Origin of the sequence: Corynebacterium afermentans subsp. lipophilum, assembly GCF_030408375.1 — a bacterium.
In the GTDB taxonomy this organism is placed as follows: Bacteria; Actinomycetota; Actinomycetes; order Mycobacteriales; family Mycobacteriaceae; genus Corynebacterium; species Corynebacterium lipophilum.
Window position 1 is genome coordinate 1,871,950 of record NZ_CP046530.1, and the last position, 20,801, is coordinate 1,892,750.

Below are 20,801 nucleotides of genomic sequence, written 5' to 3' on the forward strand. Positions count from 1 at the left end.
CAGGCAGAGTCCTTCCCACCATCATCGCCCGTGAATGTATTTCCCGCCACCTATATATTATTCACCGCACTGTATGTTTTACTACCGTTCATGGCTGACAACTTGAACGACATCCTCAGTGCTATCTCCACCTTCGTCTGGGGACCGTTCTTGCTCATCCCCCTGCTGCTGGGCACCGGCCTGTTTTTGACCATCCGCCTGCGCGGCATCCAGTTCCGCACGCTCGGCCGCGCCACCCGCCACGCGTTCGTGGACAAGGCCGAAGAAGGCGCCGGCGACATCTCCAACTACCAGGCCCTGACCACCGCCCTGGCCGCCACGGTGGGCACCGGCAACATCGTCGGCGTGGCCACCGCGATCTCCATCGGCGGGCCCGGCGCGCTGTTCTGGATCTGGCTCACCGGCATCGTGGGCATGGCCTCGAAGTACTCCGAGGCCTACCTGGGCGTGCGTTTCCGCACCACCGACAAGAAGGGCAAGCAGCAGGGCGGGCCGCACGAGTATTTAAGAACCGGTGTCGGTGGCCGCTTCGGCAAATTCCTCGCAGCGGCGTTTACTCTGTTCACCATCTTCGCCTCCTTCGGCATCGGCAACCTCGCCCAGGGCAACTCCATTGCCGCGGGCATGCACGACGCCTTCGGCATCAGCGCGAACGTCGCCGGCGTGATCATCTTCTTCGCCGTCGGCGCGGCCGTGCTCGGCGGCATCGAGGGCATCGGCAAGATCACCGCGGCGTTCGTGCCGCTGATGATCGTCATCTACGTCGGCGGCGGCATCACCGCGCTGGCGCTCATGGCGGACCGGGTGCCGGCGGCTATCACCACCATCTTCACCGACGCGTTCACCGGCACAGCAGCCACCGGCGGTTTCGTCGGCTCCGGCATCATGCTGGCCATCCAGTTCGGCGTGGCCCGCGGCATCTTCTCCAACGAGTCCGGCATGGGCTCCGCCGCAATCGCCGCCGCAGCCGCGAAGACGCAGCACCCGGCGCGCCAGGCGCTGGTGTCCATGACGCAAACGTTCATCGACACCATCCTCGTCGTCACCATCACCGGCCTGGTCATCGTCACCGCCGGCACCTGGGACATGGGCCGCGACCAGGCCGCGATCATGACCGCCACCGCGTTCGAGACCGCCCTGCCCGGCGAGTGGGGCAGCCTGATCGTCTCCGTCGCACTGATCTTCTTCGCGTTTTCCACGATCCTGGGCTGGTCCTACTACGGCGAGCGCGCCATCGTGGCGCTGTTCGGCGACTGGGCGTCTATCCCCTACCGCATGTTCTTCACTGCGCTGTCGTTTGTCGGCGCGGTGGCGTCGCTGGAGCTGGCGTGGACGTTCTCCGACCTGTCCAACGGGCTGATGGCCATCCCGAACCTGATCGGCCTGCTGCTTTTGTCCGGCATCGTGGTGCGCGAGACCCGCGAGTACCTCGCCTGGGACCCGTACCTGAAGAAGACCCCGGAGGAGGTCGCGGAGTTCGTGGAACGCCAGCAGATGGACTGGCGATAGAATCCCAGCCGTGGACACATTCCGGACAGCACTCACGGTTGGGCTCGGAGCGGGCCTTGGTGCCGTTTTAAGGCACCTTGTGCTCCTCACCGCCGCGCCCGGCACCACCGCGGCGCTCGCGCTGACCTTCGCCGTGAACATCGCCGGCTGCTTCGCCATGGGCGTATACAAGCCGGGCCCGCTCTGGGGCACCGGGTTCCTGGGCGGTTTTACCACCTACTCCGCACTCTCGGTCACCGCGATGCGCTCCAGCGCGCTTGTCGCGCTCGTCATCGTCGCACTCAGCTTTGCGACGTCTATAGTTTCCTACCTCCTCGGCCACACCCTCCGGGAGCGACGCCATGGCTAGCTGGTACGGACTAGCCCTCACCCTCGCCGTCGTCTTCACCGGCGGTGTGCTCGGCGGCATGGCGCGCTTCGCGTTGTCCCGGCTGATCGACAACGCCCGCGCCGCCACCTTCGCCGCGAACACGGTGGCCTGCGCCGTGGCCGGTTTCGCCGCCACGACCCCGGCCGCGTGGCAGCTCGCGCTCGGCGCCGGGCTTGCAGGGGCGCTTTCCACCTGGTCCACGCTGGCGCGAGAGCTCGGCGACCTGATCACCGCCGGGCGGTACCGGCCGGCCCTGCGCTACGCGCTGCGCACGGCGGTGCTGGGCATCGTCGCCGCCTGGTTCGGCATGCGCTGGGGCCTTCGCGCCTTCGCCGGGTAAGGGTCTAGACTGAAGAAATGTGCAGTTCGACGACCTAAAAACCGGCCTGACGGTAGCGTACGGTGCCGGATTGGGAGCTGTCGCACGCTATCTCGTGCTCATTTGGGTCAATCCCTCCACCCCGGAAGCACTCGCCTTGGCCGTCACCTTTGCGGTGAACCTGGTCGCCTGCTTTGTCATGGGTCTGTTCCGCCCTGGCGCGTTCTGGGGCGTAGGGTTCCTCGGCGGCTTCAGCACGCTGTCCGCCGTGGCGCTCGCCGCCACCACCACGTCGCCCCTGTGGGCGGTGTTCATCATCGTGCTCAGCCTGTCCACCGCCACCATCGCGTGGCTCGCCGGCGACGCGACCCGGGAGCATCAGCATGCCTAAACTGCTCCCTTTGCTGATCGGCGCTGTCGCCGTCTTCGCAGGCGGCCTACTCGGCGGATTCACCCGCTGGGTGCTCATGCGCGAAATCCACCACCCGCTGGCCGCCACGTTCGCTGCCAACATCGCGGCCTCCGCCATCATCGGATTCTCCGTGGCAGTGCCAGGGATCTGGCGCACCGCCGTTGGCGTCGGTTACGCCGGGGCGCTATCCACCCTGTCCATGCTGGCGCGCCAGCTGGGAGAGATGGTCAAGGCTGGCGAGTTCGCCCTCGCCACGAAATACGGGCTGGGCACAGCGCTGGTCGCCGTGGCAGCCGCGGCGATCGGCGCGCAGTGGGCCACCACCGGCTTCGGCTAGGACCCCTACTCCGCGATGGCGTCCAGCGGCGGCGTCTTCGCGGCCCTGCCGGCCGGCCACACCGCGGCAAGCAAGCCGACTACAAACGAGCCGGCAAGCACGGTGCCGATGAGCGGCCACGGGACCACAATCGTCGTCAAGCCTTTGGCCTCAAGGACGGTGAGGAACGCCCACCCCAAACCGAGCCCCAGCAGCACGCCGAGGATCGCGCCGTAGACCGTCATCTGCACCGACTCCAGCGTGATCATCGTCCGGACCTGGCGGCGCTGCGTGCCCACCGCGCGCAACATGCCGATCTCCTGGCGCCGCTCAATCACCGACAGCGTCAGCGTGTTCACGATGCCCAGCACCGCAATCACAACCGCCAGGGACAGCAGCGCGTAGAGGATGAACAGCATCTGGTCGATCATGGCGGAGACCTCGCCGGCCATATCCTGCGTGGAGCGGACCTGCACCACGATGTCGTGGCGTACCAGCTCCTCCAGGTTGGCGCGCAGCTGGTCATCGTCCACCGTGCCGTTATTGTTTACGCCGACCATGAGGATCCGGCCCGTGCCGCGCGCGCCCGTGGCGGCGGCCGCCTCGTCGGAAACCACGAACGACTGCAAGATATTCGACGTTTCAAACAGCCCGCCCAGGGTTGCCTCCACCGATTCGCCCGTCGGGCCAGCCACGGTGAGTGTGTCGCCCACGCGCCAGCCGTGCTCCTGCGCCAGCGGCTCGGGCGCGATGATGGTGTTGCCCTCCAAGCTGGAGCTTCCCTCCACCATGTCCAAGGAGATCAGGTCCGCCGGATCGCCCTGCAGCACGTCCGTGACCCCGAAGCCGCCCAACTGGTAGCCGAACTGCCCGTCCACCGAGATCGGCGCCTGGGTGTAGCTGACCGTCTCGCCGGCGCCGTCCACCGCGTCCAGCCGCTCCGGCAGGTCCTCCGGCAGCGGGAAGACCCCGTTCTGTGGGCCGGAGAGCACGAAGTCCGCGGAGACCTCGCTGGTGGCAACATCATCCACCGAGCGCTTCATCGACGCGCCCAGCATGCCGATCACCGTCACCAGCGCGATACCCAACATCAGCGCAAAAGCGGTGGTGGCGGTGCGCCGCGGGTTGCGGCGCGTGTTCGTGGACGCGAGTGCGCCCACCGCCCCGAACGGCGCGCCGATGACCCGGCCCAGCGGCGGCACCACCGGCAAGCTCAACGCCGGGCCGGCCAGGAACAGGCCGGTGATCGCGGCCAGCGCCGCCACGCCCACCAGGGCTGCGCGGCGGCCGGTGGCCCCGTCGTCCCAGCCCATCGCGTAGACCGCTGCCGCCACGCCCGCGGCTACCAGGACCAGGCCCGCGACAGTGCGCCACCGCAGCGGCTGCGGCGTGGCGGCCTCGCTGGAGCGCATCGCCTCCACCGGCTTGACCTGCCCCGCTTTGCGCGCCGGCGCGAGGGCCGACAGCACGGTCACCAGTGTGCCCACCACCAGCGGCACCACCACCGCGCGTGTGGAAAGCCCGGTGCCCGCATCCGGCAGCGGCATGCCGTAGCGCGCCATCGCCACCCGGATCAGCGCCACCAGCCCCACGCCGCCGGCGACGCCGAGCGCGGAACCGATCACACCGACCAGCGCCGACTCGAACGCCACCGAACGCGTGATCTGCCCGCGCGACGCCCCCAACGCGCGGAGCAAGGCAAACTCGCGGGTGCGCTGCGCCACGATCATGGAAAACGTGTTCGCGATGAGGAACGTCCCCACCAAAAGCCCCACCAGACCGAACGCGACTAGGAAGTAGCTGACAAAACTCAAACCCTCGCGGATCTGCTGGGACAGCTCCTCAGCCACATCCGCGCCCGCGCGCACCTCCAAGTCAGGAAAATCGCTCTTCAGCCTATCGACGACCCCCGGTCCCCCATCCACCGTCACCGCCGGCACCGACTCGCCGTCCCGGTAGAGGTCAAGGTAGGCCTGCTCCCCCACCCGCAGCACCAGTGACGTCTCCTGCGCCAGCGGGTCCTCGTACAACCCCGTGACGGTGAACTCGTTGCGCCCGTCCTTGTCCACCACGATGAGCTTCTCGCCCATCTCGATGCCGTACTTCTGCGCGCCGTTCGAGTTGACGGCGATGTCGCCGGCGGCGGTGGGAGCGGAGCCGTCGATAAGCGAAGGTGCCCGCCCCACTGCCTCGCCCTCGCCGTAGAAAGGCATGAGGCGGGAGGTGCCGAGCTGCGTCTGAATCGCAACTTCATCCTGCCTAGAGACGACCACAGGCACATCCACGAACACATTCACCCCATCGACGCCCTCGGTGTCCCTGATGACGTCGAACGTCTCCATGTCGATGCTGCCCTCGGTCGGGCGAACCACCGCATCCACGTCCTCGAGCGCCGTATCCACCGCAGAATCGAACGTGGCGGACAGCATGTTCGTGAACATCAGCGCACCAGACAGGAACGCCGTGCCCAGCACAACCGCCAGCACCGTCAGCGCGAGGCGCAGCTTGTGCGCCGCGACGTTGCGCAGCGAGACCTTCGTCAGCGTGTTCGCCATCTAGTCCTCCATGCCAGCCATGACGCGAAGGATGGAATCCATGTCCGGGTCGCGCATCTCGTCGACAATATTGCCGTCGCGCAAGAACACCACCCTGTCGGCATAGGACGCGGCGCGGGCATCATGCGTGACGATGACCACCGTCTGCCCGTCCTTATCCACCGCCGTGCGCAGGATGTCCAGCACTTCGCGGGAGGCATTGGAATCCAGGTTGCCGGTCGGCTCGTCGCCGAAAATCAGCTCAGGGCGGCTCACCAACGCGCGGGCGCAGGCGACGCGCTGCTGCTGGCCGCCCGACAGCTCCGCCGGGCGGTGGTCCAGGCGCTTGCTCAGGCCGAGGCGCTCTGTAACCTCATCGAACCACGCCGGGTCAACCTTGCCGCCCGCAATGCTCGTGGGCAGCGTGATGTTCTCAGCGGCGGTGAGAGTGGGAACCAGGTTGAAGGACTGGAAGATGAACCCGAGACGGTCGCGCCTCAGTGCCGTGAGCTCCTTGTCGTTGAGCTGGGACAAGTCCGTCTCCCCGATGTACGCCGACCCGGTGGTGGCGGAGTCAAGCCCCGCCATCACGTGCATGAGCGTCGATTTCCCCGAACCGGACGGGCCCATAATCGCAGTGAACTCGTTACGGCCGAACTCGATATCGACGCCGTCGAGCGCTTTCACCTCGGTGTCGCCCTTGCCATACGTCTTGACCAGCGACACCGCCCGAGCAGCAGCCCCGCTCGCTGCGGGTTCTGGTGTTCCTGCGCTGGGTGCTCCCGCTTTAAGGATCTCGTCCGACTCAGCCATCGAGGTTCGCCTCCCTGTCATTCCATTCCTCCGGGACTATACGCACCCGGTGAGAGAGGACAGACCGTTAGCTACTCACTTGACGAATTCGTGGGTGGGCGCCAATGATGGGTACTGCTCCGGTTGTCCGCACTGCGGAGTTTCGCGGGGGCGGCTTTCGTAAACGTTGACGATCCAGCCATTTTCGGCCGCTGTTTACCCAGGTGGGGAATCGCCGGCGTCAGCTTCTACGAAACCGCCAGACAAATGATCCGTGGGTAAGCACCCATAGTTGGTGCCGCCGTGGTTGTCCGCAATGGGGAATGTGGACCGGCCCCGGGTTTTTTCGTGGGTGCGTTGTTGGTCGAGTAGTGGAGGTCGAGTCCGTCGGTGTATGCGGGTGTACTCGACGTCCGGTACTCGAATTTCGCCCCGCAGTAGGCGTCATCGTGGCTGCGCGTGCTGGCCCCGCGACCTATGTGGCCGCTTGACAGGTCGCGCCTCGCCGGGTGGTTACGCCACGGTTGTCCGCAATGCGGGGATCCACCCAGCCGTCCCGGTCGGTCATTGGCTGCGCATATGAAAGCACCCGCTGTAAGCGTGGTGCTTACAGCGGGTGCTTGTGTGTGAAGTTGTTGGGTCGGCGGTAACCTACTCTCCCACTCCCTCCCGGGGGCAGTACCATCGGCGCGGGCGGGCTTAGCTTCCGGGTTCGGAATGGGACCGGGCGTTTCCCCGCCGCCATCAACCACCGACACACCTTTAGGGGCATGGTCGGCTGATCAACAATCAGCGATATGCAATTACATGTTGGCCAATCCGGTGCAAACCGGGGTGGTGTGTTGTGTCAGTGACTGCACAGTGGACGCAAGCAACATGCTTTTGTGTTTTTTCGCGGTGTTCACAACCTATCAGTGTGTCAATGGTGTTTATCGGTGTATTAGTACCGGTCGCCTCCACACATTACTGTGCTTCCAGGTCCGGCCTATCAACCCAGTAGTCTCCTGGGAACCTCAAATGAAACCTCATCTTAAAACAGGCTTCCCGCTTAGATGCTTTCAGCGGTTATCCCTCCCGTACGTAGCCAACCAGCCGTGCTCCTGGCGGAACAACTGGCACACTAGAGGTACGTCCGTCCCGGTCCTCTCGTACTAGGGACAGCCTTCTTCAAGTTTCAACGCGCGCGGCGGATAGAGACCGAACTGTCTCACGACGTTCTGAACCCAGCTCGCGTGCCGCTTTAATGGGCGAACAGCCCAACCCTTGGGACCTACTCCAGCCCCAGGATGCGACGAGCCGACATCGAGGTGCCAAACCATCCCGTCGATATGGACTCTTGGGGAAGATCAGCCTGTTATCCCCGGGGTACCTTTTATCCGTTGAGCGACACCACATCCACAAGTAGGTGCCGGATCACTAGTCCCGACTTTCGTCCCTGCTCGACTAGTAAGTCTCGCAGTCAAGCTCCCTTGTGCACTTACACTCTAAACACCTGATTGCCAACCAGGCTGAGGGAACCTTTGGGCGCCTCCGTTACATTTTGGGAGGCAACCGCCCCAGTTAAACTACCCACCAGGCACTGTCCCCAACCCAGATCATGGGCCAAGGTTAGATATCCACTACGGTCAGAGTGGTATTTCAACAACGACTCCACACACACTAGCGTGCATGCTTCCACATCTCCCACCTATCCTACACAAACCGCACCGAATGCCAATACCAAGCTATAGTGAAGGTCCCGGGGTCTTTTCGTCCTGCCGCGCGAAACGAGCATCTTTACTCGTACTGCAATTTCACCGGGCCTGTGGTTGAGACAGCAGGGGAGTCGTTACGCCATTCGTGCAGGTCGGAACTTACCCGACAAGGAATTTCGCTACCTTAGGATGGTTATAGTTACCACCGCCGTTTACTGGGGCTTAAATTCTCCGCTTCGACCACAACGGCCTAACGGGTCCTCTTAACCTTCCAGCACCGGGCAGGCGTCAGTCCGTATACATCAACTTCATCGTCTTCGCACGGACCTGTGTTTTTGATAAACAGTCGCTCCCCTCTCTTCTCTGCGACCCCAACCAGCTCAACACGAACATGTGTCACCGGTTGTGGTCCCCCTTCTCCCGAAGTTACGGGGGCATTTTGCCGAGTTCCTTAACCACAGTTCACCCGCTCGCCTTAGTATTTTCTACCTGACCACCTGTGTCGGTTATGGGTACGGGCCGTACATGCACATCGCTAGAGGCTTTTCTCGGCAGTACAGGATCACCAACATCACCCACACATGGGCTACGCATCACGCCTCACACTTAATGGCAACCGGATTTGACCAATGTTGCCGTGCCACACGCTTGCACCGCAATCCAATAAGCGGCTTAGCTACCTCACTGCGTCACCCCATCACTGACCTACCACGGATCAGGCCCCACGCATCACCACCAACCAACCGTCCCAAAGGACGGCAACGATCGGCGGATCAGGGTGGTTAGTCTCACCGCTTCGATACTGGGCGCGCATACACGGGTACGGGAATATCAACCCGTTAACCATCGACTACGCCTGTCGGCCTCGCCTTAGGACCCGACTCACCCTGGGAAGACGAACTTGACCCAGGAACCCTTAGTCATCCGGCGGGCAAGATTCTCACTTGCCATTCGTTACTCATGCCTGCATTCTCACTCGCATGCAGTCCACCGCTCCTTCCGATACGGCTTCACCCCACACACGACGCTCCCCTACCCAAACAACAAATGTTTGCCGCGGCTTCGGCGGTGTGCTTGAGCCCCACTGAATTGTCGGCGCGGAACCACTCGACCAGTGAGCTATTACGCACTCTTTCAAGGATGGCTGCTTCTAAGCCAACCTCCTGGCTGTCTTCGCGATCCCACATCCTTTTCCACTTAGCACACCCTTAGGGGCCTTAACCGGCGATCTGGGCTGTTTCCCTCTCGACTATGAAGCTTATCCCCCACAGTCTCACTGCAATGCACCACTTCAACCGGTATTCGGAGTTTGGCTGACGTCGCTAAGATGATAGTCCCGCTCAACCAACCAGTAGCTCTACCTCCGGCAAGCTCACATCACGCTGCACCTAAATGCATTTCGGGGAGAACCAGCTATCACGGAGTTTGATTGGCCTTTCACCCCTACCCACAGCTCATCCCCTCAGTTTTCAACCTAAGTGGGTTCGCGCCTCCACAACCTCTTACAGCTGCTTCACACTGGCCATGGGTAGATCACCCCGCTTCGGGTCCAGGACATGCCACTTGCCACCCTATTCGGATTCGCTTTCGCTACGACTACCCCACAAAAACGGGTTAACCTCGCGACATGCCGCTGACTCGCAGGCTCATTCTTCAAAAGGCACGCCATCACACACAAACAGGTGCTCTGACGGATTGTAAGCGCATGGTTTCAGGAACTCTTTCACTCCCCTCCCGGGGTACTTTTCACCATTCCCTCACGGTACTTCTCCACTATCGGTCACACTGAGTATTTAGGCTTACCGGGTGGTCCCGGCAGATTCACAGCAGATTCCACGAGCCCGCTGCTACTCGGGGAAAAACACAAACAACACAACCACACACACCTTCACGTACAGGACTCATCACCTACTCCGGTGCACCATCCCAGATGCTTCCGCTGATGCATATGCATTGCGCTTGCAGTCGGCAGCCTGCAACATTTACGCCCCACAACACCGCACACGCAACCCCTGCCAGGTATCACACGCACACGGTTTAGCCTCATCCGCTATCGCTCGCCACTACACACGGAATCACAATTGTTTTCTTCTCCTACGGGTACTGAGATGTTTCACTTCCCCGCGTCAACCCCCACACAGACTATGAATTCACCTGCGGGTAACACCACACAACCGGTGCTGGGTTTCCCCATTCGGACATCCTCGGATCAACGCTTTGTTGGCAACTCCCCGAGGCATAACGCAGCCTCACACGTCCTTCATCGGCTCAGCATGCCAAGGCATCCACCATACGCCCGTAACAAAACACACGGACACACAAACAAACAGGTACAAACACCAAAACACAAAAAAGAAAGATACTCGCGTCCACTATACAGTTCTCACACAACACAACCCCACACACAAACAACCACAACAGGCCATTCGTGTACATAGGGCCCAACAGGAACAACATTGTGCTGCCCCAGACACCCAACAGTGCACCAACGCAAAACCCTTTTGTCACGCAAAACCGGTGTATCCACCAACCCCACACACCACGCAGCACACACCCCAACATCAGCCACCAACACCACCATCGAAGCAGCATCAGCGCCTGCGGGTATGCCTCCACCCGGCAAACAAAATAGTGGCAGTCACACACTCGGCGACTCAACCACACAACACCCACAACTGTGGGCCAACAATACAAGCTCCTTAGAAAGGAGGTGATCCAGCCGCACCTTCCGGTACGGCTACCTTGTTACGACTTCGTCCCAATCGCCGATCCCACCTTCGACAGCTCCTTTTGACAGGCCACTGGCTTCGGGTGTTACCAACTTTCATGACGTGACGGGCGGTGTGTACAAGGCCCGGGAACGTATTCACCGCAGCGTTGCTGATCTGCGATTACTAGCGACTCCGACTTCATGGGGTCGAGTTGCAGACCCCAATCCGAACTACGACCGGCTTTACAGCGATTAGCTCACCCTCACAGGCTCGCAGACGCGTTGTACCGACCATTGTAGCATGTGTGAAGCCCTGGACATAAGGGGCATGATGATTTGACGTCATCCCCACCTTCCTCCGAGTTAACCCCGGCAGTCTCTCACGAGTCCCCAACCGAATTGCTGGCAACATAAGACAAGGGTTGCGCTCGTTGCGGGACTTAACCCAACATCTCACGACACGAGCTGACGACAACCATGCACCACCTGTACACCAACCACGAAGGGAAACCGTATCTCTACGGCGATCTGGTGTATGTCAAGCCCAGGTAAGGTTCTTCGCGTTGCATCGAATTAATCCACATGCTCCGCCGCTTGTGCGGGCCCCCGTCAATTCCTTTGAGTTTTAGCCTTGCGGCCGTACTCCCCAGGCGGGGCGCTTAATGCGTTAGCTACGGCACGAACCCCGTGGAAGGGACTCACACCTAGCGCCCACCGTTTACGGCATGGACTACCAGGGTATCTAATCCTGTTCGCTACCCATGCTTTCGCTCCTCAGCGTCAGTTACTGCCCAGAGACCTGCCTTCGCCATCGGTGTTCCTCCTGATATCTGCGCATTCCACCGCTACACCAGGAATTCCAGTCTCCCCTACAGCACTCAAGTTATGCCCGTATCGCCTGCAGTCCCGCAGTTAAGCTGCGGGCTTACACAAACGACGCGACAAACCACCTACGAGCTCTTTACGCCCAGTAATTCCGGACAACGCTCGCACCCTACGTATTACCGCGGCTGCTGGCACGTAGTTAGCCGGTGCTTCTTCTCCAGGTACCGTCACAAAAACGCTTCGTCCCTAGCGAAAGGAGTTTACAACCCGAAGGCCGTCATCCCCCACGCGGCGTCGCTGCATCAGGCTTGCGCCCATTGTGCAATATTCCCCACTGCTGCCTCCCGTAGGAGTCTGGGCCGTATCTCAGTCCCAATGTGGCCGTACACCCTCTCAGGCCGGCTACCCGTCGACGCCTTGGTAGGCCATTACCCCACCAACAAGCTGATAGGCCGCGAGCTCATCCCACACCGAAAAACTTTCCACCACACCATCCAAAATGTGGTCCTATCCGGTATTAGACCCAGTTTCCCAGGCTTATCCCGAAGTGCAGGGCAGATCACCCACGTGTTACTCACCCGTTCGCCACTCGAGTACCCAAGCAAGCTTGGGCCTTTCCGTTCGACTTGCATGTGTTAAGCACGCCGCCAGCGTTCATCCTGAGCCAGGATCAAACTCTCCACAAAAAACGTTTCAGCAGAAACAGGCCGTGAAAAGCCCAATACCCAACCAAAAACAAACCAACCACCAACACCCACAAACATGAGCATCAGTGACTGGCAAAAATCCAAAAATTACAAAGGTTCAACAACCAACCCCCAACCCGACGGGGTCATAAACAGGGGTCAGCCAAAAACATACGTGAAACATGTTCAACCACACCCCACGCACACCATGAACCAAAAGATGACGCGATTAGTCATTGGAATTCAACCACGCCACCACCGGCACACACCCAAAAAGAGCGTCCACCACACAGTGCACAAAACAAGGGCAGGCAAACACACCCACGCAACAAAAGTACATTGGCACACTATCGAGTTCTCAAACAACACCAGCACACCCAACACCAACCCACACACAGTGAGCCAGCATCAAAGCGACTTTGGAATCTGCCAGCGATTGTTTTCCTGCCCGCCACACAAACCAGAGAAGCTTATCTGCTCTCCAGCGGGGCGTTGTCGGTCTCGCTGACTCGATATAAGTTACACACACCCCACACACAACACAAACCCGCAGCTAAACGCTGGTTTTAAGCGCGTTCAACGTGCGCACCAAGCGCGTTTAACTGCTCAACGAATGCCGGGTAGCCGCGGTCGATGTGGTGCACCTCGTGCACGGTGGTCACGCCGTCTGCAACTAGGCCGGCAAGCACGAGGCCGGCGCCTGCACGGATATCGGAGGACCAGACATCGGTGGAAGACAGGTTGTTCACCCCACGCAACATGACGTGGTGGCCGTCCACATTCGCGTCAGCCCCCAGGCGCAGCATTTCGTCCACGAACCGGAAGCGCGCCTCAAAGACGTTCTCGGTGATCACGGATACGCCGTCGGCAATCGCGGACATCGCGATCGCCATGGGCTGCAGGTCGGTGGGAAATCCCGGGTACGGCAGGGTCTGATAGTCCACGGCGCGGGGGCGGTGGTCCATGCGCACGCGGAAACCGTTGTCGTAGGTCTCCACGTCGGCACCCGCGAGCTTCAGCTTCGAAAGGGCCAGGTGCAGGTGCCCCGGTGCCGCACCGGTGACGGTGATGTCGCCCTGCGTCATTGCCGCCGCATAGGCCCACGTGCCGGCGACGATGCGGTCGCCGACCACCGTGTGCTCCGTCGGCGAGAGCGAATCAACGCCATCGACGGTGATGGTGGACGTGCCGGCGCCGTCGATACGCGCGCCCATGGAGTTCAGCATGGCGCACAGGTCCACAATCTCCGGTTCGCGCGCCGCGTTGTCCAGCACTGTGCGGCCATCCGCGAGCACGGCCGCGGTGATGATGTTCTCCGTCGCACCCACGGACGGGAAGTCCAGCTTGATGGAGGCGCCGGTGAGTCTCTCTGCACGCGCCACCACTGCCCCGTGCTCGATGTGCGTGGTCGCACCCAGTTTCTCCAGGCCGGACTGGTGCATATCCAGCGGGCGGGACCCGATTGCGTCGCCGCCGGGAAGCGCCACGTACGCCTCGGTGCAGCGGGCCACCAGCGGCCCGAGCACCGCCACGGAGGCGCGGAACTGGCGCACTGCGTCAAAGTCGGCGTGCGGGGAAACTTCGGCCGGGGTGTGAATGCGCACCACGTCGCCTTCGATGTCCACCTCGCAGCCCAGCCCGACCAGGACGTCGCGCATCAGCGGGACGTCCAGGATCTGCGGGCAGTTGCGCAGCGTGGTGGTGCCTTCGGCTAGAAGGGCCGCGGCCATCAGCTTGAGCACGCTGTTCTTGGCGCCGTCGACGCGAACTTCGCCCGCGAGCCGGGCGCCGCCTGAAACCAAAAACCGTTCTTTCACGTCCGCCACAGTACAGAACCGAAGGGACGTCGATAGGCAAATGCTTAAGGCAGCGCACCGATACGACGGGCGGCATTGACCGCCTCATACCTGGTGTGAGCACCGAGTTTGCGCATCACACTGCGGAGGTAGGACTTCACGGTCTCAGCACCGATGCCCATCTCCGCGGCAGCCTCAACGTTGGTGTGCCCAAGGGCCACGCAGGCAAGCACGTCCAGCTCGCGCGCCGACAACTTGGTGGTCTGCTTGACGGCGACCGGAGACACCAGCTGCTCGCAGAGCTGCTCCAGCTCCTTGCGCAGCTTCTCGTCCTCCACCCGGTTAGTCAGCATGCGCAGCTTAGAGTGGGTCGCGCGCACCTGCTCCCACTCCGCGCCGTTCATCGCACGCCCGGACTTCGCGCCAGCCCGGTCCCCGCCGTCGGAGGAACGCAGCGCCGCATTGACGGCGAGTTCCTGCTCGAGGGTGCGGGCGGTCATAGCGACCTCTTCGATGACCTTGTCTCCCAGGCGCACAGGCGAATGCACGCCGACGTACAAAACGCCCCGGATTTCGCGCTGCACGATCACCGGCACGGCCACGACGGAGTGCAAGCCCTCGTCCTGAATCTGCTGGTCGTAGTCGTGGGAGATTACGGAAGCGCGCGTGTAGTCGGCGATACCCACGGCACGGCGGGTGGACACGACACGGCCGCCGACACCAGCGCCTTCGGCGATGCTGAGGTTCTGCAGTGCCGGAGTGCGCAGGCCGATCCATTGGGTGATTTGGATCCGGTTGTCCGACAAGAGAGTGCCGTACATAGCCACTGGAATGCCGGTAGCGGTCTTCAGCGCGGTCAGTGCCGCGCGAATCGCGTCATCGTCGTCCTTGATGCGCTGCGCATCCATCGTCATACGTGTCGCCTTCCACCGTTTCGGGGGCACCCGTTTGGGGCACACCCGAATCCGAACAGGACTCAAAAACCACATTGATCATATCGCGCGAACGGGGGTAGCCAAATTTAACCCCGCTCTAAAAGCGTGGGACGCGCCCTGCCGGAATCCCTTCCGTACCGGACAGTTCACTACCAACAAACCACACTGTCTACTTCGGCGTGTATGCTGTCGTTGGAAACGCAACAAACCAAGAAAACCCCAGGAGGGGATGAATTATGGCGAAGATCGCAAGCAACGTTCTCGACCTCATCGGCGGCACCCCGCTGGTGGAGCTCACTGACATCACCGAGGCCAACGGCTCCAAGGCCCGCGTACTGGCCAAGCTGGAGTTCTACAACCCGGCAAACTCCGTCAAGGACCGCATCGGCAAGGCCATCATCGAGGCTGCCGAGGCGTCCGGCGACCTGAAGCCGGGCGGCACCATCATCGAGGCGACCTCCGGCAACACCGGCATTGCGCTCGCGCTCGCGGGCGCAGCGAAGGGCTACAAGGTCATCCTGACCATGCCGGAGACCATGTCCAACGAGCGCCGCGTGCTGCTGCGCGCCTACGGTGCTGAGATCGTGCTCACCCCGGGCGCCGCCGGCATGAAGGGCGCCGTGGAAAAGGCCAACGAGCTGGTGGAGCAGAACGAGGGCGCCATCCTGGCCCGCCAGTTTGAGAACGAGGCCAACCCGAAGATTCACTACGCCACCACCGGCCCGGAGATCTGGGAAGACACCGACGGCGAGGTGGACATCCTCGTCGCAGGTGTGGGCACCGGCGGCACCATCTCGGGCGCCGGCAAGTACCTCAAGGAGCAGAAGGCGGACGTCAAGGCCGTGGCCGTCGAGCCGGCTGCGTCCCCGCTCCTGTCCAAGGGCGAGGCTGGCCCGCACAAGATTCAGGGTCTGGGCGCGAACTTCATCCCGGGCACCCTGGACCGCAATGTCGTGGACGAGATCATCGCCGTAACCAACGAGGACGCGGTGTCCGCCTCCCGCGAGCTCGCCGTGAAGGACGCCATCCTCGGCGGCATCTCCGCAGGCGCGAACGTTAAGGCGGCCCTTGAGCTGGCCCAGCGCGAGGAGAACGCGGGCAAGACCATCGTGGTGATCATCCCGGACTTCGGCGAGCGCTACGTCTCCACCGTCCTGTACGAGGACATCCGCGACTAAGCACTTTTTGCTTAGCGACGAGCTGTCGCCCCTCCCCGGCACCGACACCATTCGGCGCCGGGGAATTTTTATCCCCACAGAAAATGGACCGCTTGGTACACTGCGCCCCATGCTTTCCCTGGCCGCTAAGGTTGTTTCCACTGTCCGCGAGGACCTGGTGAACGCGCGCGAACACGACCCCGCCGCCCGCGGCGACGTCGAAAACGCCGTGGTGTACTCGGGTCTGCACGCCATCTGGGTGCACCGCATCTGCCACGCAATGTGGGAACGGGACTGGAAGGGCCCGGCGCGCATCCTGGCGCAGCTGAACCGGTTCTTCACCGGCATTGAGATCCACCCCGGCGCGACAATCGGCCGCCGGTTCTTCATCGACCACGGCATGGGCATCGTGATCGGCGAAACCGCGGAGATCGGCGACGGCGTAATGCTCTACCACGGCGTCACCCTGGGCGGGCAGGTGCTCACGCAGACGAAACGCCACCCCACCATCGGCGACAACGTCACCATCGGCGCGGGCGCGAAGGTGCTGGGCCCGGTGAACATCGGCGCCGGCTCCGCTGTCGGCGCGAACGCGGTGGTGACCAAGGACGTGCCGGAAAACTCCATCGCAGTTGGCATTCCGGCGAAGGTCCGTCCGCGTAAGACGGACGAGTGCGTGAAGCTGGTGGACCCGGACAGCTACATCGATCCGGGCAGCTACATCATCTAGTTACGCCAGCAGGTCCCGGTACTGCGGGTTCTGCTCTATGTAGCGCTCCACGGCGGGGCAGGACGGGGTGACCAGCATGTCGTCTGCGCGGGCGTCGTCGAGCGCCGCCTGGATAAGCGGCTTGGACAGGCCCTGGCCGCGGAATTTGGGGTCCACCACGGTGTGCGGCAGGTCGCGCACACCGTTCGCGTCGGCGTAGGTGGCAAAGCCCGCCACTTCCCCGCCCACGAGGATTTCGTACTGGCCTTCCGTCTCGTTTTTGTGCACGGATATTTCCGGGTTCTCAGACATGCAGCCGACTATATGCGAAACCCCTTCCGCATTGCCGCGGAAGGGGTTTCGGGAGTGTGGCCAGAGCCAGGATCGAACTGGCGACCCCACACTTTTCAGGCGTGTGCTCTACCAACTGAGCTATCTGGCCGGAACTACTCGTTTGCCAAGCAATTCAGCGACCCTGACGGGACTTGAACCCGCGACCTCCGCCGTGACAGGGCGGCGCGCTAACCAACTGCGCCACAGGGCCTTATTCTGTTGTTTCAGTGCGCCTTCCAGTGTGTTTCACACTGTCTCTTGCACGAGTTGATACCTTACACAGCACCCTCGATCGGCCACAAATCGCCAGCGTACGGGAGGTTGCGGGCCCAGATTGCTTATCGACGCCCACGTGCGAGGAAGAACACGACCGCCGCGGCTACCAGTAGCAGCACAAGCAAGCCGCCGATCAGCCCCGGCAGGAGCCCGAAGCCTCCATCCTGGTCATCCTTCGCGGCGTCGACCTCCGCATCGCTGTCCTCACTGTCCTGACTGCTCTGCGAAGCCGACGTCTCGGCTGCTCTGTCGGCCGCGTTGAATGCGATCGGCTCGTCGGACGGCTCCGGGCCGTCCTCATGCGTCGGCGTCCAATCCGGGCCGCCGTTACCAGGTTCACCATCCATGACCACCTCAAACTCGAAAGGCTGCTCCACACCAGTGATGTCGTAGCCTTCGTGCACCCACCCCATGCCGACCCAGATGTAGTACTCGCCCTGATAAGGCGTATTGGTGTCGTGCCACACGTACTGGCTCAGCGTTTCCGCGTCGGATTCGGCTGCATCCATGAAGAAGCTCAACGGGGTGCGCACGAGCTCGTTGCGCATCGGATCGTAGATGCCGAAGCCGAGGCTATCGGCGTTGCGCGCGACCGACTCCGGCGTTTTCACCTTCACCACCGGCCGCTGCCCATAGGCCACCGGGATCTTGTAGAACCTGAACTCACCAGGGATGATGTTGTCGGAGTACGTGCCCTCGGTGATGTCCACCGCATCATTGAACCCGGTGCCGCCGGAAATCGGCTCGGGGTTCTTCATCGGCATCTCACCAAGGTAGTCGCCAGCTTTGATAATTTTGCCGTCTGACCACTCAGTTTTCTCCTCATCTCCGGGAATCGGCTCATAGAACACACTGACCTCGAGCCCGATGTCCCCAGTGTCGTTGCCCTCGACATCGGAGATTTGCGTCTTGACCAGGATGTCGCTCATATCGCACTCCATGTCCGACTCTCCGTTGCGCTCTGCCGAGACAGTCGCAGATTCGATACCGTAATCCGGCCCAGCAGAGACGAATGCAGTGTGCTTACCCGGAAACCAGCCGCACTCCGCATCACCCTCGTTGGTCACCTCCACCGGTTCAATTTTCAGGTGCCCGTCTCCCCTTGTGCCTTCGGTCTGCCACACGGGAGAAAACACCACGCGCGCGTGGTGGCGCGGGGGCACGGAAATGCGGAAGTACCGGTCCTTCGCAGTACCCCGGTCCGGGGTCACCGTGGTCTGGTACTGGCCTTCGCCCAGCCACTTCGCGTCCTCTGGGGTGTCCGAGAACTCAAAAGGCGTGCCACCCGTCTGGTACTTCTCCACCCCGCGCTGAGACAAAAACTTCAGCGACTGCGCCAAGCTGCTCGCATCGGCCGCCTCCAGGAACTGCCCGCCACCAGCTTCCGCGATGCACTCCAGCTCCGCACGAGCCTCCTCGTCGGCCTTGAACCCGACAGTGTGAATCGCCAGGTCTACGCCGTCGCCCGCCAGTTCCTTGGCCACGTCGCACACCTCTGGCGGCGCGCAGGTGTCGATGCCGTCGGAGACCAGAATGATCGAGCGCTCGCCGTCACTGCCCAACTCTTCCGCAGCCTTGCGCAGCGCGTTGCCCATCGGCGTGTAGCCCTTTGGCGTGAGCCCGTCGATAGCCTCGCCGAACTTTTGCTTGTCCACCTTGCCAATAGGCACGAGGCGCTGGATGTCCTTACAGCCCTTTTCGCGGTTGTCGGGCGCATTGGATTCCTGCGCGCCGTAGGCAATGAGCCCCATCTTCGCGGTCGGCGGCAGGAAATCAACCAGCTCGTGTGTCGCCTTCTTCGCCGCGTCCATACGCGGGCCCTCGGCATCCTCCTCAACCATGGAGTAGGACGCATCCAGGATCAGGACCGCCTTCGCGTCTGCGGAGCCCCCGCTTGCCGACGCCCTCGTGGTCGAGCTCGACAACGTCTTCGTCTCAGTGCTCACTGCAATGCTCGATTCCGCGGGCCGACGCGTCGTCTCCGTCGCGAATGCAGGCGCTACCCACGCCAGCATGCAAGCGACGACAAGTACGCACGCGGCCACGGACCGACTTCCCCATTTGACATGCGACATTGCTCAGGCCCTCTTCCTTATGTGTCTATTGTCACAGACAACAATAAAAGTGAACCAACGCTTTGGCAACAGGTGTCCCGGAGATAGCAAAAAGCCAGTCCCCGGATTTCCGAGAACTGGCTTGCATTTGGCGACCCTGACGGGACTTGAACCCGCGACCTCCGCCGTGACAGGGCGGCGCGCTAACCAACTGCGCCACAGGGCCGTACCCCCAACGGGATTCGAACCCGTGTTGCCGCCGTGAAAGGGCGGAGTCCTAGGCCTCTAGACGATGGGGGCCTGCCATCAAAGACAGCCGTTGAATCATACGACAGCGCGCCCGCAGCAACCAAATGAGCAGTACAGTGGGCTTTTCCGAACACTCCCCTAGCCGGGCAGCATGAGCAGGCTGGCTGCCATGACGGCCATGCCGATGATCATGCCGTAGATGGCGGTGTGGTGCTTGCCTGTGGCAATAGCGGTGGGCAGCAGTTTATCCAGGCTGACAAAGACCATGATTCCGGCGATCGCGGCGAAGGTGTAGCCCAACGTCTGCGGGCCCAGAAACGGCCGCAACAGTAGAAAACCAATGACGGCGCCGAGCGGCTCCGCCAGCCCGGACAGGGTGGCCCAACCGGCGGCTTTCCACTTTGAGCCGGTGGCCTGTCGCAGCGGCACTGCCACGGCGATGCCCTCGGGGATGTTGTGGATCGCAATCGCGATCGCGATCGGCAACGCAAGCGCCGGGTCCGCCAACGCCACCGCGAACGTGGCAAACCCCTCCGGGAAGTTGTGCACCGCGATCGCCGTGGCGCTGAGTACGCCGACGTTGCGCAGCCGGGCGCGGCTCACCCCGGAAGCGTCCGGCTCTTCGTGCGGGTTGATCTCTTCTGGCACAAACCTGTCAATCAGCGCGATGAGCGCAATGCCGGCGAAAAACGCCACTGCGCCCCACAGCTCCGCGGATCCGTTGCCCGCTTCCGCAAGCCCGTCGATCCCCTCGGGCAGAAGCTCCACGAATGAGATGTAGACCATCACACCGGCGGAAAACCCCAACGCGGCAGCTAAAAAGCCTGGCCCCGGGGAACGCTTCAGCGCCACGATAAGGCCGCCGAAGCCGGTGGACAGGCCCGCCAACAGGGAGATCCCGAGCGCGACGGTGACTGCACCCGGGGTAGCTGTTGCAAGATCCATGGCGTAAACCTAGCAGTTCAGCCCAGTCGCCGGGGGCGCTGATACGCAAAATGCCCCGGCCGAATACGGCCGAGGCATGCGGTGGGCCCTGTGGGGATCGAACCCACGACCTGCGGATTAAAAGTCCGTAGCTCTACCAACTGAGCTAAAGGCCCGCGAGGGCTAATGGTAGCCCGTGGG

14 protein-coding genes, 5 tRNA genes and 3 rRNA genes are annotated in these 20,801 nt (G+C 62.3%); 7 read left to right on the forward strand and 15 right to left on the reverse strand.

The window, feature by feature from the left end:
* Positions 1 to 90 precede the first annotated feature (90 nt).
* Genes CAFEL_RS09000 through CAFEL_RS09020 form a run of 5 tightly spaced genes read left to right on the forward strand, consistent with a single transcriptional unit; the run spans position 91 to position 2,947 of the window.
* The gene (locus CAFEL_RS09000) at positions 91 to 1,509 is read left to right on the forward strand and encodes an alanine/glycine:cation symporter family protein (protein WP_194559800.1); all 1,419 of its coding nucleotides are present in this window, start codon (positions 91 to 93) and stop codon (positions 1,507 to 1,509) included.
* 10 nt (positions 1,510 to 1,519) lie between these two features.
* Positions 1,520 to 1,858, forward strand: coding sequence for a CrcB family protein (locus tag CAFEL_RS09005; protein WP_194559801.1), 339 nt, complete (start codon positions 1,520 to 1,522; stop codon positions 1,856 to 1,858).
* Positions 1,851 to 2,219 (forward strand): fluoride efflux transporter FluC, encoded by a 369-nt coding sequence (locus tag CAFEL_RS09010; protein WP_194559802.1) that lies wholly within the window; start codon positions 1,851 to 1,853, stop codon positions 2,217 to 2,219. Before CAFEL_RS09005 ends, CAFEL_RS09010 begins: the two co-directional genes overlap by 8 nt.
* Before the next feature lie 19 nt (positions 2,220 to 2,238).
* Positions 2,239 to 2,589, forward strand: coding sequence for a CrcB family protein (locus tag CAFEL_RS09015; protein ID WP_290172001.1), 351 nt, complete (start codon positions 2,239 to 2,241; stop codon positions 2,587 to 2,589).
* On the forward strand, positions 2,582 to 2,947 hold the full coding sequence (locus tag CAFEL_RS09020) for a CrcB family protein (protein WP_194559803.1): 366 nt from the start codon (positions 2,582 to 2,584) through the stop codon (positions 2,945 to 2,947). Before CAFEL_RS09015 ends, CAFEL_RS09020 begins: the two co-directional genes overlap by 8 nt.
* Positions 2,948 to 2,952: 5 nt before the next feature.
* Here CAFEL_RS09020 and CAFEL_RS09025 read toward each other — a convergent pair whose 3' ends face one another.
* The 7 genes from CAFEL_RS09025 to ramA all read right to left on the reverse strand — a co-directional run bounded on the left by CAFEL_RS09025 (position 2,953) and on the right by ramA (position 14,871).
* A complete protein-coding gene (locus CAFEL_RS09025; protein WP_194559804.1) occupies positions 2,953 to 5,481 on the reverse strand; it encodes an ABC transporter permease in 2,529 nt (842 codons plus the stop codon).
* Positions 5,482 to 6,273, reverse strand: a complete 792-nt coding sequence (locus tag CAFEL_RS09030; RefSeq protein WP_228496198.1) for an ABC transporter ATP-binding protein — start codon at positions 6,271 to 6,273, stop codon at positions 5,482 to 5,484. It lies immediately after the preceding gene.
* A gap of 617 nt (positions 6,274 to 6,890) precedes the next feature.
* A 5S ribosomal RNA gene (gene rrf, locus CAFEL_RS09035) occupies positions 6,891 to 7,008 on the reverse strand.
* Positions 7,009 to 7,173: 165 nt separating this feature from the next.
* Positions 7,174 to 10,258: ribosomal RNA gene (locus CAFEL_RS09040) — 23S ribosomal RNA — on the reverse strand.
* 391 nt (positions 10,259 to 10,649) lie between these two features.
* Positions 10,650 to 12,167, reverse strand: a 16S ribosomal RNA gene (locus CAFEL_RS09045).
* Together the 16S, 23S and 5S rRNA genes form the textbook arrangement of a ribosomal RNA operon.
* A gap of 566 nt (positions 12,168 to 12,733) precedes the next feature.
* Complete coding sequence (gene murA, locus CAFEL_RS09050) at positions 12,734 to 13,984, reverse strand: UDP-N-acetylglucosamine 1-carboxyvinyltransferase (RefSeq protein WP_194560750.1); 1,251 nt, start codon at positions 13,982 to 13,984, stop codon at positions 12,734 to 12,736.
* A gap of 44 nt (positions 13,985 to 14,028) precedes the next feature.
* Entirely contained in the window at positions 14,029 to 14,871 is an 843-nt protein-coding gene (gene ramA / locus CAFEL_RS09055) for an acetate metabolism transcriptional regulator RamA (protein ID WP_194560783.1), read from the reverse strand.
* A 263-nt stretch (positions 14,872 to 15,134) separates the two neighbouring features.
* Between ramA and cysK the strand changes: the two genes are divergently transcribed.
* Together cysK and epsC are read left to right on the forward strand one after the other, a co-directional pair.
* Positions 15,135 to 16,076 (forward strand): cysteine synthase A, encoded by a 942-nt coding sequence (cysK, locus tag CAFEL_RS09060; RefSeq protein ID WP_194560749.1) that lies wholly within the window; start codon positions 15,135 to 15,137, stop codon positions 16,074 to 16,076.
* Between the two features lie 109 nt (positions 16,077 to 16,185).
* Positions 16,186 to 16,785 (forward strand): serine O-acetyltransferase EpsC, encoded by a 600-nt coding sequence (epsC, locus tag CAFEL_RS09065; RefSeq protein WP_194560748.1) that lies wholly within the window; start codon positions 16,186 to 16,188, stop codon positions 16,783 to 16,785.
* On the opposite strand, the gene CAFEL_RS09070 is transcribed toward epsC, so the two are convergent.
* From CAFEL_RS09070 to CAFEL_RS09105, 8 genes are all read right to left on the reverse strand, one after another.
* A complete protein-coding gene (locus CAFEL_RS09070; RefSeq protein WP_194560747.1) occupies positions 16,786 to 17,076 on the reverse strand; it encodes a GNAT family N-acetyltransferase in 291 nt (96 codons plus the stop codon).
* 57 nt (positions 17,077 to 17,133) lie between these two features.
* Positions 17,134 to 17,206 (reverse strand) — tRNA-Phe (locus CAFEL_RS09075).
* Between the two features lie 28 nt (positions 17,207 to 17,234).
* Positions 17,235 to 17,308 (reverse strand) — tRNA-Asp (locus tag CAFEL_RS09080).
* Positions 17,309 to 17,435: 127 nt separating this feature from the next.
* Complete coding sequence (locus tag CAFEL_RS09085) at positions 17,436 to 19,319, reverse strand: vWA domain-containing protein (RefSeq protein WP_194560746.1); 1,884 nt, start codon at positions 19,317 to 19,319, stop codon at positions 17,436 to 17,438.
* Positions 19,320 to 19,576: 257 nt separating this feature from the next.
* Positions 19,577 to 19,653: transfer RNA gene (locus CAFEL_RS09090), tRNA-Asp, on the reverse strand.
* A gap of 1 nt (position 19,654) precedes the next feature.
* Positions 19,655 to 19,727, reverse strand: a tRNA-Glu gene (locus CAFEL_RS09095).
* An 87-nt stretch (positions 19,728 to 19,814) separates the two neighbouring features.
* A complete protein-coding gene (zupT, locus tag CAFEL_RS09100) occupies positions 19,815 to 20,621 on the reverse strand; it encodes a zinc transporter ZupT (RefSeq protein WP_194560745.1) in 807 nt (268 codons plus the stop codon).
* Positions 20,622 to 20,703: 82 nt separating this feature from the next.
* A tRNA-Lys gene (locus tag CAFEL_RS09105) sits at positions 20,704 to 20,776 on the reverse strand.
* Positions 20,777 to 20,801: the final 25 nt, after the last annotated feature.

Excerpts from the sequence above, each read along its gene's own strand:
- CAFEL_RS09070 (WP_194560747.1), bottom strand. The coding sequence starts at position 17,076 with ATGTCTGAGAACCCGGAAATATCCGTGCACAAAAACGAGACGGAAGGC.
- CAFEL_RS09025 (WP_194559804.1), bottom strand. The coding sequence starts at position 5,481 with ATGGCGAACACGCTGACGAAGGTCTCGCTGCGCAACGTCGCGGCGCAC.
- CAFEL_RS09010 (WP_194559802.1), top strand. The coding sequence starts at position 1,851 with ATGGCTAGCTGGTACGGACTAGCCCTCACCCTCGCCGTCGTCTTCACC.
- CAFEL_RS09030 (WP_228496198.1), bottom strand. The coding sequence starts at position 6,273 with ATGGCTGAGTCGGACGAGATCCTTAAAGCGGGAGCACCCAGCGCAGGA.
- cysK (WP_194560749.1), top strand. The coding sequence starts at position 15,135 with ATGGCGAAGATCGCAAGCAACGTTCTCGACCTCATCGGCGGCACCCCG.
- CAFEL_RS09020 (WP_194559803.1), top strand. The coding sequence starts at position 2,582 with ATGCCTAAACTGCTCCCTTTGCTGATCGGCGCTGTCGCCGTCTTCGCA.
- epsC (WP_194560748.1), top strand. The coding sequence starts at position 16,186 with ATGCTTTCCCTGGCCGCTAAGGTTGTTTCCACTGTCCGCGAGGACCTG.
- zupT (WP_194560745.1), bottom strand. The coding sequence starts at position 20,621 with ATGGATCTTGCAACAGCTACCCCGGGTGCAGTCACCGTCGCGCTCGGG.
- CAFEL_RS09000 (WP_194559800.1), top strand. The coding sequence starts at position 91 with ATGGCTGACAACTTGAACGACATCCTCAGTGCTATCTCCACCTTCGTC.
- ramA (WP_194560783.1), bottom strand. The coding sequence starts at position 14,871 with ATGGATGCGCAGCGCATCAAGGACGACGATGACGCGATTCGCGCGGCA.